Genomic DNA, 15,796 nt, shown 5'->3' with positions numbered 1-15,796 from the left:
GCGGCCCCGGCCGGAGGCTACCGCTCTTCGAGTGCCGCTCTGCCCTGCAGCGTGATCAGGCTGTCGCGCACGTGGTCCATGTGCGCCTGCACGTCGTCCCAGGTCTCGCCGTGCTCGCGCAGCATCTCTTCCGTGTCCCGGGTGATGCGCTCCTCGCGCAGGCGGGCCTCGGCGAGGATTTCCGCGGCACGCGCGTGTGCCTCCTCGTGGCTGCGGCGTGCGGACTCCTCGGCCTCGGCATGCGCACGTTTCGCCTCGGCCAGGGAGGCCTCCGCGCGGGAGACCTGCTCGGCGTGGCGGTCCGCCAGCGCGGCCAGCTGCTCGGCCTCCTCGCGCTCGAGAGCGGCCCACTGCTCGGCGTGCTCCCGGGTCTGCTCGGCGAGCACGACGGTGGTGCGCTGCCGTACGTCGCGCAACTCGGCGAGCGCCGCCGCGCGTCCTTCCTTCGCTTCGCGCCGGCTGCCGATGCGCAGGGCGTCGACTTCGGCGTGCGCCGCAAGGAGGCACTGGCGGGCGTGTTCCTCGGCTTCCGCGCAGAGCGCGTCGGCGGCTTCCTGCGCCGCCTGACGTACGCCGAGGGCCTGGGCTTCGGCCTGCGCGACCTGCTGCTGTGTCTCGCGCCGCGCACGGTCACGGACCTCCGCCGCTTCCTCCAGCGCGAGCTGGAACAGACTCCGTGCGCTCTCCCCGAGCGTCTCGTACGCCTGGGGCGGAAGCTGCGCGACGGCCTCGCGCAGCTGCGCGGCCTCCGCCCTCATGTCCTTGGCGAGCACGGTCAGCCGCGCGGCACGCTCCCACGCGGCATCACGGTCCAGCGACAGTGCCTCCAGGTACGCGTCGACCTGATCGGGGCGGTAGCCGCGCCCCCGGACGGTCGCGAAGCCGTACGGCGTCGCCGATGCGCTGCTCACCCTGGGAACCCCTCTCCGCCGGACGTACTCGACAGCATCATTTCGCGCACATCTTGATGGATCGGATGTAAGCGCGCATAACACGACACTCCGCAGAATGTCACGGTAGGATCCCCGCGGCATGCGCACTTCGCGATCCGTACGGTCTTCGGGGCACTGCACGGGCCGCCCGGAGCACGTCCCCCTCCAGGGTGACGACCATGCTGCGGACGGGCGCCGGACGGCGCCCGGCCGGCCTCTCCTACAGGGCGAGGAAACGGACCGTCATCGCCCGGCCCTCCGGTGCCGGGTGAGGACGACCGCGCCCACCCGTTCGGCCGACAGGCACTCCAGGTCGGCGGAGGGACTCCCCGCCGGGAACAGCCGCCGGCCCTCGCCCAGGACGACCGGGGAAGGTCAGCAGCCGGTACTCGTCGACGAGACGGGCCGTCATCAAGGCGTGCACGACGGCGAGGCTCCCGGTGACGATCACATCCCGCCGCTCGGCCCGTACGGCCTGAAGGAGATCGCCCTCCAGGAGGCTCTAGTTCGACCACGCGGACACGTCGGGCGCGGTGCGCGAGGCGACCAGCTTGGGCACCGCGTTCAGCCGCGCGGCTGGGGGTCCCCCCGCTTGCGGGGGAGGATCGTCCCGCCCCGGCCACAGCCGCGCGAACAGCTCCCAGGTGGTACGGCCCAGCAGCATGACCCCCTCGTCCAGGACACGACCGAGACGGAACTTGTCCCCGGCGACCGCCTCGGGGCCGTGCCTGAAGGCCCACCCTCCGTACGAGGTGCCCGCGGAACCGTCCGGATCGGACACGATCCCGTCCAGGGTGACGAACTCGATGACGACGACGCTCATGGCGCAAGTCCCTTCACTCGGATGCTCACCGGTACCTACCGGCACCACCCGCGGGACTCATCGCTCCCACCGGAACGTCACGGGAAAAGGGCGGGCGGCGCGAACGCGGCCAGCACGCGCGGGTCCGCGAACACCACGTTGCGCGCGATGCGGCCGCCGGTGACCGTCAGCACCTGCACGGTGTGCAGCCGGTGGCCGCCACCGGGCTCCGGCGCGTAAGCGGCGAGCGCCGGTTGCGCGTTGGCCGCCACGCGCCGCACCCGCCAGCCGGTCCCGCGCAACGCGAACACCCGCTCCATGAACCGGCCGTAGTCCCGGCCGCCCCGGTACCAGAGCGGCACCGGCGGCATCTCCAGCACCGCGTCCTCGGTGAGCAGCCGCACCAGCGCCGGCACATCGGCCGCTTCGAAGGCGCGCACATACCGCTGCACCACCGCCCGCGCCTCGGGATCGTCCGGCTCGGCGACCTCGCCCGCGCCGCCCCCGCGCCCGACGGCGGCGCGCGCCCGTTGCAGCGCGCTGTTGACGGCCGCCACCGACGTCCCCAGCCGGCCCGCGACCTCGGCCGCGGAGAACTCCAGCACCTCGCGCAGCACCAGGACGGCCCGTTGCCGCGGGGGCAGCAGCTGCAGCGCCGCCACCAGCGCGAGCCGCAGGTCCGCGCGCGCCTCCACGTCGTACCGCGCCTCGGGAAACGGCTCCAGCCAGGGAACGTCGAGCGCCGGCGCGAGCGGCGCACCCGGATCCTCGCTCGGCGCACCGAGCCCCGACGGCAGCGGGCGGCGCGCGCGGCCCTGAAGTGCGGTCAGACAGACGTTGGTCGCGATCCGGTACAGCCAGGTCCGTACGGACGCCCGCGCGGGGTCGTAGCGGTCCCGGGCCTTCCACGCACGCAGCATCGTCTCCTGCGTCAGGTCCTCGGCCTCGTGGAACGAGCCCACCATGCGGTAGCAGTACGCCACCAGCTCGCCCCGGAACGGCTCGAAGTCCACCCGCCCATCCTGCCCTTCACGCGCGCGTGAAGGGCAGGATCGCTCAGGCTCCGGGGGCGCGGACTACAGCAGTCCGTCCCACATCTGCTCCAGCAGCACCGACCACCAGCTCTCCGGCGAACCGAGCGCCGCCGGGTCCAGGGCCGCCAGCTGGGACTGGAAGTCGACGGTCCAGCGGCCCGCCTGCTCCTGGTTCAGCCCGAACCGCAGCCGCCACATCCGGCCCAGCAGCGCCAGGCACCGCGCGAACTCCGGCAGCCCGGTGTTCACGAACTGCGGCGGCACCGGCGCACCGCCCGGGCCCGCCTCCACCGGCACGGCGACGATGTTCGCCGTCCCGTACTGCACACAGATCGCCCTGCCGAAGTCCGTGCCCATGACGAGGTACGAGCCCGCGTCCGAGGCCGGCTGCACCCCGCGCTCGGCCGCCAGCTCCGCCAGCGTCGGCACCGGACGGCCCGGCTGGGCCTGCGCCCAGAAGAACGGGCCCAGGTCCACCGGCAGCCCGGACACCACCAGCGTGTGCGCCACGACCGGCGGCACACCCTGCCGCGACACCGCCTGCTGCTCGAACCGGAAGATCCCCGGCCCGAACACCGCCGCCAGCTCCTGCGCGACGGCCTCCGGCGGGACCGGCGGCAGCGCCTGCACCGGCGCCAGCGGCGCCCGCACCGGCGCCGGCCGCGCAGGACCGTCCGCCACCTGGTGCAACTCGCCCTGGTGCGCCAGCAACTGCTGCATGCCCTGCTGCCGGCTCGCGTGATCCGTGCCGTACGGCGCGATGCTCGTGATCCGCGCCTGCGGCCACTGATCCCGGATCATCCGCGCGCAGTACGCGCCCGGCAGCGAGCACGACTCCAGCTCGGTGTGCAGCTCCAGCACCTGGTCCGGCGGCACGTTCATCGACCGCAGCTCGTGGAAGATCTGCCACTCCGGGTGCGGCGTACCCGGCGCCGAACGCCGGATCAGCTGCTGCTCCGAACCGTCCTGCGCGCGATAGCGCAGCACGGCCTGGTAGCCCGGGCCCACCGTCGGCTGCCCCTGCTGCGGATAGCCGTACGCCGGAGGCTGCCCCGGCAGGGGCCCGCCCGGCGGCGGCATCGCACCCGGCGGCATCGGCTGCGGGGCTCCCGGCGGCATGCCGGGAGCACCCGGGGCGGGCGGCGGCGGGGGTGCGCCCGGGCCGCCCACAGGCGGCGCGGCCAGCATGGTCTCCGCGTGGTGCACGGCCCCACGCCCACCTCCGGCAGCGCCGGGGGCACCGGGCGCTCCGGGCACACCCGGGGCGCCTGGGGGCTGCGGGGCGCCGGGGGCGCCCGACGGCTGAGGCGCGCCGGGAGCGGGAGGCATGCCCGGGGCGCCCGGAGGCTGCGGCGTGCCCGCTCCCAGCTGACTCGGGTCGGCCAGCATCGTGGCCGCGTGGTGGACGTTGCCCGGGGGCGTGCCACCGGGAGCACCCGGCGCACCAGGCGGATGGGGGGCGCCCGGAGTCTGCGCCGCCTCCGCGCCCACCGGACCACCGGGAGCGCCCGGAATGCCCGGAACGCCCTGTCCCTCAGGCCCCTCGGGCCCAAGCGCGGACACGAGCTGCGTCGGCACATACCCGCCCGGAGGCGCACCCGGCACACCAGGCGCAGGCGGCGCGGGATAGCCCGGGTGCGCGCCCGGCGCACCAGGGGCGCCCGGCGGAGGCGGCGGCGCGCCCGGCCCACCGCGCGCCTTGCGCGGCGGCGGCGCGGCCTTGCTCGTCGCGGCATCCGCGATGTCCCCGGCGTGCGGCGCGAGCGGCCGCCCGGGGCCGGCCGGAGGCTGCGGCGCGTGCGGGGCGCCGCCCGGCGCCTGCGGATAGCCGTAACCGGGAGCAGCCTGCGGACCACCCGGGGCACCCGGCGCGCCCGGACCCTGCGGATAGCCGTACGACTGGGCGCCCGGCGGAGGCGGAGGAGGCGTGCTGCCCAGCGGAGCACCCGGCGCACCAGGGGCCGCGGGCGAGGTACCGGGCGCCGGAGAGTAGACCGGCGCCCCCGGCGGAGGCGTACCAGGTGCCGCCGGACCCTGCGGGTAGCCGTACGGCGGCGCGCCCGGCGGAGGCGTGCTGCCCAACGGAACGCCCGGCGCACCAGGACCAGCAGGGGCCGCAGGCGGAGTGCCAGGCGCCGGAGAATAGACCGGCGCGCCCGGCGGAGGCGTACCAGGTGCCGCCGGACCCTGCGGGTAGCCGTACGGCGGCGCGCCCGGCGGAGGCGTGCTGCCCAACGGAGCACCCGGCGCACCAGGAGCAGCAGGCGCTCCCGGCGCGTTCGAGGCATCGAGCGCCGGCGCGACCGCCGTGGGCGGCAGCTGGCTGCCCCCCGACATCAACGCCGTCTTCGCCTCCGGAGCCGCTGCCGGCGGCCGCGGAGCCTCGCCGCCCCCCTCGCTCAACGGCGGCGCGAACACCGTCGCGGGCAGCGGCACCGAACGGTCCTCACCAGCATCCGCATTCGTGTCCGTACCGGCCCACGGCGTGGCCCCCACGGGCACCTCCGGCGCACTCGGCGCATCCTGCGCCCCACCGGGCGCGCCCACACCCGGCGCACCACCCGGCGCACCGCCCGCCCCGGCCGCCGGCCACGACGCACCGCTCCCAGCCCCACCGGCCGTACCCGCACCACCAGACCCAGCCGGCACACCCGAAGCCGCAGCATCCGCCCCCGCAGGCACCCCGGCCTGCGTCTCGGCAAGCGCCCCGCCCCCGGCGAAACCCCCACCGACCGAACCGCCAACGGCACCGGCACCGGCACCGGCACCGGAATCAGCACCGGCCGGAACCGCAGCGCCCGAGCCCTCCCCCGACCGCCGATCCGGAATGCCCAGCTTGTCCGCCGCCTCCTGCAACCACTCCGGCGGACTCAGCAGGAACGACGTCTGGTTCAGATCCACCCGCGCAGGAGCCGGCGCCGGCACCGCGTCCTCGACCTCGTCGCCCCGGCCGTACTCCTCCTCGTACCGGCGGATCACCTCACCCACCGGCAACGCCGGCCACAGCGTCGCCTCACCACTGTCCCGGGCGATCACCAGCCGCTGCCCGCCCGCATCCGAACGCGGGCCCTCCGCACGGTCCTCACCCCACACCACGAAGCCCAGCTCGAACTCCCGCACCCGCACCTCACGATGCTGGTACGCCGGGACATCCCCGTTGATCCACTCCTCGGCGCGCTCCTGCGCCTGTGCGAACGTCACCATCGCGAAGCTCACTCCCCCGCCGAAGAGACCGGAACGGCACGCGCGAAACCGCCGTCCACCATCAGGTTCGCCACCGTCTCCAACTCCGGCGGACTGCCCGCCAGCCGCGACAGGAAGGCGTCGAAATCGTCACCGCACGGCAGCAGCAGCCGCTCCACCCGCTCGGCCGGCGGCCACGACGGATCCACGTCCCGCGCATCGTCGTACGCACAGAACCACACCGAACCCAGCCGCTCGCCCTTCACCTTCACCGCGAGCAGACCGCCCTGCACAAAGCCGACGCCCAGGTAATCCTTCGTCAGATGGTCGCGCAGGCACTTGTTCACATACACCAGGTCGTTGACCGCCGCCTCGTCCCGCACCGTGAAGAACGGCTGGTCCAGCAGCAGCCCCAGCTCGGCGACGAGCGCCGTACCCACCGGCGCGCTGCCGCCCGCCGCCTTCAGGAACGAGCGATAGGCACCCGGCAACCGGTAGCCCAGGTCCTCCTCGACGCCCTGCACCTGCGACTCCGTCACCGCCACACCCGACTTCGGCAGCCCGAAGTGCGCCGGACGCGTCTCCTGCAACGGCCGCGTCCCCCGCTTGGCGTGGTCCACCCGCGTCGTCGCCACCCCACCGTGATGCCGCAGCAACGCCTTCACCTCGACCGGAACCAGCTCCAGCCGCCGCGAACCCACCACGTGATGCCACGTCCAGCCGTGCGGCGTCGCCACATCCGGCACCGTGTCCCACAACTCGTGCCCCGAAGCCGCGAGCGCCGCGTTCGCCGACACGTAGTCCGTCAGCCGCAACTCGTCGACACCGAAACCCTCCGGCGGATCGGCGATCTGAGCCGCCGCGCGCGCATACGCCGAGAAATCCGGGTAACCACGCTCGTCGACCCGTACTCCTCTCGGGTGACGTGCCGCCCGAACCGGATCCGGGAAGTGCACGACCTGCCCGGCATAGGCCGCGTTCGGCGGCGCGGCTTGCTGCCCGAGCCGACCTGTCGTCATGGCGGTTGCCCCCTGCGGCGTTCTCTCTGGCCTGAACGGCGGTGTCGATCGCGGATGACGACAGCCTATGCGGTACACGAACCCCGGTCACCGGCCCATCACATCCACCGCACCACCCACCCCTCCGATCCCGGCACCACCGCCCCCCACAACCGTGACCAGCCGTCACCCCGCCGTGACAGCCCGCCCAAACCCGGGCGTGTCGCACCGCCCCAGCTTCCCCACCAGCCACGGCATTTGGCACTCTGTGTCCTTCGGGGGACGCCCGGGGAGGGGAAGACGATCATGAATACCTTGCAGACCGGAGGTAACCATGCGCGGGCCGGTGACCCACGCATCGGCTGGAGCGGCACCGACACACCCCCCACCCCCGCCCTCCTGCACCGCCGCGACGGCATCCTGCCCACCATCGCCGCAGCCCTCTCCGTCCGCGGCGCCACCCTCACCGGCACCGCCGCCCGCAGCGACCAGCCCCCGCCCCTGCACCCCCTCGTCCAGGACTTCCTCGACACCCTCACCAGCGCCCAGCGCGACCGCTTCACCGGCCGCTGCGCCGAAACCATCCTCATCTCCCGGCACATAGCCGCCGCCGACACCACCCGCAGCAAACGCGCCGCCCGCAAACCCATGACCAACGGCGAAGGCCGCAAAGCCCTCAAAGGGGCCAAACTCACCGCCCGCCGCATACGCGAGGACGGCGACCCCCTCCACGGCAGCTTCGCCGCCCCCTGCCGCGCCTGCACCGCCCTCAGCGCCCACTTCGGCGTCCGCATCGTCGACCCGACAGCGGCCGACAGCTGAACCCCGGCACCGCCGGCACCACCCAGCAAACACGACGATCGAAGGGCAGATGCACCCCGACCGCACCTCCTCCCCCAGTCTCGACTTCGCTCGACCGGGGGGACCCCCATCGCGCTTCCCCGTACCCGTCGACGCCGCCCTGCGCGCCGCCGGCTGGCAACCCGGACGCTGGGACATAAAGCAGGCGGAAGTCTGGGCCGACACCCTGCGCGAACACACCTCACCCGCCGGACACCGGCACACCGTCTTCCCCGCCGCCGTCGAAGCCTGGGCCGAATTCGGCGGCCTCCGCATCGCACCCACCGGCCCCGGCCGCCAGATCGCCCCCGCCACCCTCCACCTCGACCCCCTGCACGGCCTCCACCTCGCCCGCACCCTCGGCGACCTCGGCCGCGCCCTCGGCACCGAGGTCTGCCCCCTCGGCGAGGAAACCGACACCGCCGCCCTCCTCGCCATCGACGCCGAAGGCCGCATCTACACCCTCGACCACACCGGCGACTGGTACGTCGGCCCCGGCATCGACCACGCCCTGGCCACCCTCATCGCCGGCATGGAACCCGCCCGCCTCACCACCGGCTGACCCCACCCGAACAACGAAAACACCGGCCTACGCCGCCGGAATCACCGCCGACACCCGGAAACCCCCCGCATCCGTCGGCCCCGACACAAACACACCACCCAGCCCCACGACCCGCTCCCGCATCCCCACCAGACCATTGCCCCCCGACGGCAACCGCACCGCCGACGCCGACGCCGGCTCGGGCGGCGGACCGTTCTCCACCTGCATCGCGATCTCCGCCCCCCGATGCGCCAGCCGCACATACGTCTTCGCACCCGCCGCATGCTTGTGGACGTTCGTCAACGCCTCCTGCACCACCCGGTACGCCGTCTGCTCCACCTCCGCCGCATACGCACGCACCTCCCCCTCGACCGACAGATCCACCGCCATCCCCGCCGCGGCCGACTGCCCGACCAACTCCTCCAGCTCCGAAAGACACGGCCCCTCCACCGCACCGTCCTCGTCCGCCACCCGAGACGCCGCCTCCGCAGCAGCCACCCCGACCGCGGCCAACGGCGCCGAAGCCGCACGCCGCCCCACGTCCTCCCCCGCCCGCAACACCCCGAGCATCTCCCGCAACTCGGTCAACGCCTGCCGCCCCATGTCCCCCACCAGCGCCGCGTTCTTCACGGCCTTCTCGGGATCCTTACGCGCAACCGCCTGCAGCGCCGCCGCATGCACCACCATCAGACTCACCCGATGAGCGACCACGTCATGCATCTCACGAGCGATCCGCGTCCGCTCCTCGTTCCGCGCCCACTCGGCCCGCTCCTCCGCCCGCTCCGCCAGCAACTGAAGCTCCCGCTCCAGACTGTCCGCCCGCTCCCGCAGACTCTCCATCAGCCGGCGCCGCGCCCCCACGTACAGCCCGAGCAGCAGCGGCGGAGCCGTCAGCCCCAACGACGTCGTGATCGAAGCGAACGGGACGAACCAGTCCCCCAGTGTCAGATCCCCCCGCGCCATGTCCTGCCGCACCCGCACGAACGTCACGATCATCGTGCCCAGCAACGTCATCCCCGCCAGCGCCACGATGATCCGGCGCGGCAACTCGCACGCCGCCAGCGTGTACAGGCCGACGATGCCCATCAGGAAGCCCATCTGGGCCGGCGTGATCGCGATCGCGACCAGCACGACGGCGATCGGCCACTTCCTGCGCACCAGCAGGACCGATCCGGCAATCAACCCGAACACGATCCCCACCGACACCGGGATCCCCGCATCCCGGGCGAACGGAACCCCCTCCGCACCGCACTCCACGGCCGACACCAGCGCGAGACTCCCGTCGAGCACCGCACTGCGCCACCTGGCCCACCACCAGGGGCCGGTCAGGGCCCTGGCATGCTCTTCCCCCGTCGTGGTCATGCCTCCAGCGTACGGGCGTCACAGGCGGCTTTTCCGGTGACTTTCACCTACTGGCCTGGACCACAGTCCGTAATCGAGCGACCCCAGAACCCACCGATATCCCTCGAACTGCTGAACCACCCCTGTTCGACGCCGGAGGCCCACATTCCGCCCGGACGGTATGCGTATGACGCATTCAGCAGGCAAGAGCGGCAAGTACGAGGACTTCGAGGGGTTGCGGGAGCGAGCGGTGGCGCTGCAGCGGGAGGGACTCAGCCGACGGCAGATCCGGGACCGCCTGCACGTCGACAACAACGACATCCTCAACCGGCTGCTCGAGGGGGAGCCGCCGCCGGAGTGGACGAAGCGGCCGAACGCCAAGGACGACCTCAGGGAGAAGGCACGGGAGCTACGACTTCAGGGCTGGACGTACGACCAGATCCAGGTCGCGTTGGGGTGCTCGAAGAGTTCGATCTCGCTGTGGGTGCGGGATCTGCCGAGGCCGGAACGTCAGAAGCGAACCCGAGAGGAAGCCTCGGCGATCGCGAAGCGGGGCTGGGAGGCCAAGCTCCAGCTGCGCGACGAGGAACGCCAGCGCACCAAACGGACAGCGGCGGCAGAGGTGGGTCAGCCGACCGACCGCGAGCTGTTTCTTGTCGGCGTGGGTCTCTATTGGGCCGAGGGAGCCAAGAGCAAGCCGTACAGCCGACGAGAGCGCGTCACCTTCGTGAACAGCGACCCGGACATGATCGCGGTCTTCCTGGCCTGGCTGAAGCTGCTCCGCGTAGACCCGAGCACCCTCAGGTTTGCCCTGCAGATCCACGAGACGGCGAACGTGGCGGCAGCCGAGAAGTTCTGGGCAGAACACGTTGGCATCGAGACGGCCGAACTACTGAAGACGACCCTCAAGAAGCACAACCCCAGCACCAACCGGAAGAACACCGACGAGAACTACTACGGGTGTCTTCGCGTCGACGTGAGGGACGGAGCCGAGTTGTACCGTCGCATCGAAGGCTGGTGGTACGGCATAGTAGGGGCTGTCACCGCAGCCGATCTCCCAAATCGGACATAGCGGTAATCCCGGGTCGTCTAAGGGCAAGACGTCAGATTTTGGTTCTGATCATGGGGGTTCGAGTCCTCCCCCGGGAGCACATGCTCAGTTCGGGTCCTGACCGATGAATCCACCGTCAGGGCCCGCACTCATATCCCCCCAACCCCACCCCGGTATCCTTCGGCTGACACCCCCACCCATCCAGAGCCGAAGGGCAACCCCGTGAGCGCCATTCGCCCGGCAGCCGTCGTCGTTCTCGCAGCGGGTGAGGGCACCCGTATGAAGTCGGCCACACCGAAGGTCCTCCACCAGATCTGCGGCCGTTCCCTGGTCGGCCATGTGCTCGCCGCCGCCGGTGAGTTGGACCCCGCGAACCTGGTCGTCGTCGTGGGCCACGCCCGCGAGCAGGTCACCGCGCACCTGGCCGAGATCGACCCGAGCGTGCGGACGGCTGTGCAGGAGCGGCAGAACGGCACCGGGCACGCCGTACGGATGGGGCTGGAGGAGCTGGGCGGGGCCGTGGACGGAACCGTGGTCGTCGTCTGCGGGGACACCCCCCTCCTCACCGGCGACACCCTCAAGCAGCTCGCCGAGACCCACCGCGCCGACGGCAACGCCGTGACCGTGCTCACCGCCGAGGTCCCCGACGCGACCGGGTACGGCCGTATCGTGCGGGACGGGGCGACGGGTGCCGTGACCGCGATCGTGGAGCACAAGGACGCCACCGACGCCCAGCGGGCGGTCCGGGAGATCAACAGCGGGGTCTTCGCCTTCGACGGGCAGCTGCTGGCGGACGCGCTGAAGAAGGTGCGGACGGACAACAGCCAGGGTGAGGAGTATCTGACCGACGTCCTCGGGATTCTGCGGGAGGCCGGGCATCGGGTCGGTGCCTCCGTGGCCGGCGACCACCGGGAGATCGCCGGTATCAACAACCGGGTCCAGCTCGCCGAGGCCCGCCGGATCCTCAACGACCGGTTGCTGACCCGCGCGATGCTCGGCGGTGTGACCGTCGTGGACCCGGCGACGACCTGGGTCGACGTCACCGTCACCTTCGAGCAGGACGCCGTCGTACACCCCGGTACGCAGCTCATCGGGTCGACGCACATCGGGGAAGGCGCCGAGGTCGGGCCGAACAGCCGGCTGAAGGACACCCGGGTGGGTGCGGGGGCGCGGGTGGACAACACGGTGTCGGACGGGGCGCGGATCGGTGCGCAGGCGTCCGTGGGGCCGTACGCGTATCTGCGGCCGGGTACCCGTCTCGGGCTCAAGTCCAAGATCGGTACGTACGTGGAGACGAAGAACGCGTCGATCGGTGAGGGGACGAAGGTTCCGCATCTGTCGTATGTGGGTGACGCGACGATCGGTGAGTATTCGAACATCGGTGCGGCGAGTGTGTTCGTGAACTACGACGGTGAGAGCAAGCACCACACGACCGTCGGGTCGCACTGCAAGACGGGTTCGGACAACATGTTTGTGGCGCCTGTCACGGTCGGGGACGGTGCTTACACCGCCGCCGGGTCCGTGATCACGAAGGATGTGCCGCCCGGTTCGCTGGCCGTGGCCCGTGGTCAGCAGCGGAATATCGAGGGTTGGGTGGCTCGGAAGCGTCCTGGGAGTGCGGCCGCGAAGGCGGCCGAGGCGGCGTCCCGGCAGGGCAAGGGCGAGGACTGACGGGAAACGGGTGCGCCAAACACGGCGTACCGTGATAAGTGCACATCCGCACGAGTGCAACCTGCACCCCTACCAGCTGATACGGCCTCTCATGCCCAGCCGAGAGGTCGCCTGAGCAGTCGGCTGGCTGAGACACCTCTGAGGAGACAGTGCTGTGACCGGGATCAAGACGACCGGCGAGAAGAAGATGATGTTCTTCTCCGGCCGCGCCCACCCCGAGCTTGCCGAGGAGGTCGCCCAGCAGCTGGGTGTCGGGGTTGTCCCGACGAAGGCCTTCGACTTCGCGAACGGTGAGATCTACGTCCGCTACCAGGAGTCGGCACGTGGTGCGGACTGCTTCGTGATCCAGAGCCACACGGCTCCGATCAACCAGTGGATCATGGAGCAGCTGATCATGATCGACGCGCTGAAGCGTGCGTCGGCGCGCTCCATCACGGTCATCGTGCCGTTCTACGGTTACGCGCGGCAGGACAAGAAGCACCGGGGTCGTGAACCGATTTCGGCGCGTCTGATCGCGGATCTGATGAAGACCGCGGGTGCGGACCGGATCCTGACGGTGGATCTGCACACGGACCAGATCCAGGGCTTCTTCGACGGTCCGGTGGACCATCTGTTCGCGCTTCCGCTGCTGGCGGACTATGTGGGCGACAAGGTGGACCGGGACAAGCTGACGGTGGTGTCGCCGGACGCGGGTCGTGTGCGGGTGGCGGACCGGTGGTGTGACCGGCTGGGTGCGCCGCTGGCGATCGTGCACAAGCGGCGGGACAAGGACGTCGCGAACCAGGTGACCGTCCACGAGGTCGTGGGTGAGGTCAAGGGCCGGGTGTGTGTGCTGGTCGATGACATGATCGACACGGGTGGCACGATCTGTGCGGCTGCGGATGCGCTGTTCGCGCACGGGGCGGAGGACGTCATCGTGACGGCGACGCACGGTGTGCTGTCGGGTCCGGCTGCGGACCGGTTGAAGAACTCGCGGGTGAGTGAGTTCGTGTTCACGAACACGCTGCCGACGCCGGGTGAGCTGAGTGCAGACCTGGACAAGATCACGGTGCTGTCGATCGCTCCGACGATCGCGAGCGCGGTGCGTGAGGTGTTCGAGGACGGCTCGGTGACCAGCCTCTTCGACGAGCAGTGAGGTTTCTGCGCTAGCGCTCACGCTCACTGTTAGTGCTCGCTGAAGATCCTTTTGGGTGCGGCCTCCCCCTCCGAGTAGACTGCTGCAGTTGCTCGGCGAGGGAGGCCGTAGTCGTGTGTGCGATTACGGCGGTCCGTTATCGACGCGCTCTTCGTAGCAGGCCGTTCGTGGCCGGGTGACCACGTCCGTTCCCAGTTCTGCGAGGAGTGATCAATATGTCCGAGGTGAAGCTCAGCGTCGAGACGCGCACCGAGTTCGGCAAGGGTGCCGCCCGTCGTATCCGTCGTGACAGCAAGGTTCCCGGTGTGCTGTACGGCCACGGTTCCGAGCCGCTGCACCTGACGCTGCCGGGCCACGACCTGCTGCTGGCGCTGCGTACGCCGAACGTCCTGATCTCCCTGGACATCGACGGCAAGACCAACGAGCTGGCGATCCCGAAGGCCGTGCAGCGCGACCCGCTGAAGGGCTTCCTGGAGCACGTCGACCTGCTGCTGGTCAAGCGCGGCGAGAAGGTCACGGTCGAGATTCCGGTGCACGCCGAGGGTGAGCTGGCTGCGGGTGGCAACCTGCTCGAGCACGTCCTGAACGCGCTGCCGGTCGAGGCCGAGGCCACGCACATCCCCGAGGCGCTCACCGTCTCCGTCGAGGGCCTGGAGGCCGGTGCCTCCGTTCTCGCCAAGGACGTCAAGCTGCCGTCCGGTGTGACCCTGGCCGTCGACGAGGACGCGGTCGTCCTTCAGGTCCTGCAGGCGCAGGCCGAGGAGGCTGCGGGCGAAGAGGCTGCGGGCGAAGAGGTCGCGGAGGCCTGAGCCTTGCTGGTTCGGCCGTAGCAGGGGTTCAGCCTGTTTGCCGGGCGCCCGGTGCTGCAGGCTGTGCCCACCCTCCCCCACTCTCGGCTTCGCTCGAGCGGGGGAACCCCCATCGCCCTGCGGAACGACTGCCCGCAGCGGTCTCAGCCGCTGCTTCCCTTGGGGGAGCAGCGGCTGTTGCATAAGGAGACATGGACGACGTGACCACCCCCGCCAACGCCCCCTGGCTCATCGTCGGGCTCGGTAATCCCGGGCCGGAGTACGCCATGAACCGGCACAACGTCGGGTTCATGGTGGCGGATCTGCTCGCGGAACGGATCGGGGGGAAGTTCAAGCGGGCGGGCAAGGCGCAGGCGCAGGTGCTGGAGGGGCGGATCGGTCCGGTCGGGCCGGCGAACCGGCGGGTGATCCTGGCGAAGCCGATGTCGTTCATGAACCTGTCCGGCGGTCCGGTGAACGCGCTGCGGGACTTCTACAAGGTGCCGGTGGCGAACATCGTCGCGGTCCATGACGAGCTGGACATCGACTACGGCACACTGCGGCTGAAGCTGGGCGGCGGTGACAACGGGCACAACGGTCTGAAGTCGATGACGAAGGCGATGGGCGCGGACTACCACCGGGTGCGGTTCGGGATCGGCCGGCCGCCGGGGCGGATGCAGGTCGCGGACTTCGTGCTGAAGGACTTCTCCTCGGCGGAGCGCAAGGAACTGGACTACTTCGCGGACCGTGCGGCGGACGCGGTGGAGTGTCTGGTGATCGAGGGTCTTGAGCGGGCGCAGGGCGCGTACAACTCCTGACTTGTCCTGCCATGCTGCCCGCCGGAGTTGACCGGCCGCCGGGGTATGGCCAATGATCCCGGCCATGCCTGCCACCGCCGCCACCGCTCGTCAGGCCTCCGTGACCGCGCTGCGGTTCGGGCGGGTCGCGACGATGGGTACGCTCGCCGCGCTGATCCTGTTCGCGGGGGTGTGGGGTTCCTGGGGGACCGCGCAGCACGTGATGCTGACCAAGGGGCGCGAGCGCGGCACGATCAGGGTGACGAGCTGTGCGGGGGACACGTGCAGTGGTCCGTTCACGCCGGTGTCCGAGGGAGCGAGGGCACGTGCGAGCGTGGACATCGCCAACTCCGTCGCGGTGCGCAAGGGGCTGACGTACGACGTGGTGGTGAAGCCGGGGACCGGTGAGGTGGTGCGGTCGGGGCCGGTGGGGATCCTGTACGCCTGGGTTCCGCTGGGTGGTGCGTTGCTGCTGGCGTCGGTGGTCGTGGCGGGCGGTCTGCGGTCGACCCGGGCCGCGTGGGTGCTGGCGGGGTCGGGGATCGCGCTGCTGACGGCTGCTTTCGTGACCCTCTGAGGGGTTGGGGCGTTCTTCACGTCTGTGGGGGGCCTGTGTGTTGCCTGTTCGTGATTGACCGGCTGCCTGGCGGGAGCGGAAGCTGTACCGCCCCCTCCACATCTTC

General features: G+C 71.3%; 13 protein-coding genes, 1 tRNA gene and 1 pseudogene. 9 read left to right on the top strand and 6 right to left on the bottom strand.

Annotated features, from left to right (window positions below):
- Window positions 1-17 precede the first annotated feature (17 nt).
- The 5 genes and pseudogenes from AQI88_RS21980 to AQI88_RS21960 all read right to left on the bottom strand — a co-directional run bounded on the left by AQI88_RS21980 (window position 18) and on the right by AQI88_RS21960 (window position 6,970).
- Window positions 18-911, bottom strand: a complete 894-nt coding sequence (locus AQI88_RS21980; RefSeq protein ID WP_067002088.1) for a coiled-coil domain-containing protein — start codon at window positions 909-911, stop codon at window positions 18-20.
- Between the two features lie 523 nt (window positions 912-1,434).
- Entirely contained in the window at window positions 1,435-1,755 is a 321-nt protein-coding gene (locus AQI88_RS47820; protein WP_079057717.1) for a dihydrofolate reductase family protein, read from the bottom strand.
- A gap of 77 nt (window positions 1,756-1,832) precedes the next feature.
- A pseudogene (locus AQI88_RS21970) lies at window positions 1,833-2,762 on the bottom strand (RNA polymerase subunit sigma-70); the annotation flags it as partial.
- A 48-nt stretch (window positions 2,763-2,810) separates the two neighbouring features.
- A complete protein-coding gene (locus AQI88_RS43345; RefSeq protein WP_107118623.1) occupies window positions 2,811-5,972 on the bottom strand; it encodes an SUKH-4 family immunity protein in 3,162 nt (1,053 codons plus the stop codon).
- Between the two features lie 8 nt (window positions 5,973-5,980).
- Window positions 5,981-6,970, bottom strand: a complete 990-nt coding sequence (locus AQI88_RS21960; protein WP_079057716.1) for an SMI1/KNR4 family protein — start codon at window positions 6,968-6,970, stop codon at window positions 5,981-5,983.
- A gap of 285 nt (window positions 6,971-7,255) precedes the next feature.
- On the opposite strand from AQI88_RS21960, the gene AQI88_RS21955 reads away from it, so the two are divergent.
- Both AQI88_RS21955 and AQI88_RS21950 read left to right on the top strand, forming a co-directional pair.
- Complete coding sequence (locus AQI88_RS21955) at window positions 7,256-7,771, top strand: YwqJ-related putative deaminase (RefSeq protein WP_067002079.1); 516 nt, start codon at window positions 7,256-7,258, stop codon at window positions 7,769-7,771.
- 49 nt (window positions 7,772-7,820) lie between these two features.
- Complete coding sequence (locus AQI88_RS21950) at window positions 7,821-8,351, top strand: SUKH-3 domain-containing protein (RefSeq protein WP_067002076.1); 531 nt, start codon at window positions 7,821-7,823, stop codon at window positions 8,349-8,351.
- Window positions 8,352-8,378: 27 nt separating this feature from the next.
- On the opposite strand, the gene AQI88_RS21945 is transcribed toward AQI88_RS21950, so the two are convergent.
- Window positions 8,379-9,692, bottom strand: coding sequence for a sensor histidine kinase (locus AQI88_RS21945; RefSeq protein ID WP_067002075.1), 1,314 nt, complete (start codon window positions 9,690-9,692; stop codon window positions 8,379-8,381).
- Window positions 9,693-9,852: 160 nt separating this feature from the next.
- Between AQI88_RS21945 and AQI88_RS21940 the strand changes: the two genes are divergently transcribed.
- The 7 genes from AQI88_RS21940 to AQI88_RS21910 all read left to right on the top strand — a co-directional run bounded on the left by AQI88_RS21940 (window position 9,853) and on the right by AQI88_RS21910 (window position 15,690).
- A complete protein-coding gene (locus AQI88_RS21940) occupies window positions 9,853-10,743 on the top strand; it encodes a hypothetical protein (RefSeq protein ID WP_398698542.1) in 891 nt (296 codons plus the stop codon).
- A 6-nt stretch (window positions 10,744-10,749) separates the two neighbouring features.
- Window positions 10,750-10,820 (top strand) — tRNA-Gln (locus AQI88_RS21935).
- A gap of 124 nt (window positions 10,821-10,944) precedes the next feature.
- Window positions 10,945-12,393 (top strand): bifunctional UDP-N-acetylglucosamine diphosphorylase/glucosamine-1-phosphate N-acetyltransferase GlmU, encoded by a 1,449-nt coding sequence (gene glmU, locus AQI88_RS21930; protein WP_079057715.1) that lies wholly within the window; start codon window positions 10,945-10,947, stop codon window positions 12,391-12,393.
- A gap of 154 nt (window positions 12,394-12,547) precedes the next feature.
- Window positions 12,548-13,528 carry a ribose-phosphate diphosphokinase gene (locus tag AQI88_RS21925; protein ID WP_067002066.1) on the top strand — a complete coding sequence of 327 codons (981 nt, stop codon included), beginning with the start codon at window positions 12,548-12,550 and terminating at the stop codon, window positions 13,526-13,528.
- 215 nt (window positions 13,529-13,743) lie between these two features.
- Window positions 13,744-14,337, top strand: coding sequence for a 50S ribosomal protein L25/general stress protein Ctc (locus AQI88_RS21920; protein ID WP_067002063.1), 594 nt, complete (start codon window positions 13,744-13,746; stop codon window positions 14,335-14,337).
- 191 nt (window positions 14,338-14,528) lie between these two features.
- Entirely contained in the window at window positions 14,529-15,134 is a 606-nt protein-coding gene (pth, locus tag AQI88_RS21915) for an aminoacyl-tRNA hydrolase (protein WP_067002060.1), read from the top strand.
- 52 nt (window positions 15,135-15,186) lie between these two features.
- Window positions 15,187-15,690 (top strand): hypothetical protein, encoded by a 504-nt coding sequence (locus AQI88_RS21910; RefSeq protein WP_107118622.1) that lies wholly within the window; start codon window positions 15,187-15,189, stop codon window positions 15,688-15,690.
- The last annotated feature ends 106 nt before the right edge of the window (window positions 15,691-15,796 follow it).

The organism is Streptomyces cellostaticus (genome assembly GCF_001513965.1).
Taxonomy (GTDB): Bacteria; Actinomycetota; Actinomycetes; order Streptomycetales; family Streptomycetaceae; genus Streptomyces; species Streptomyces cellostaticus.
This window is presented reverse-complemented; position numbering and strand designations above follow the sequence as displayed.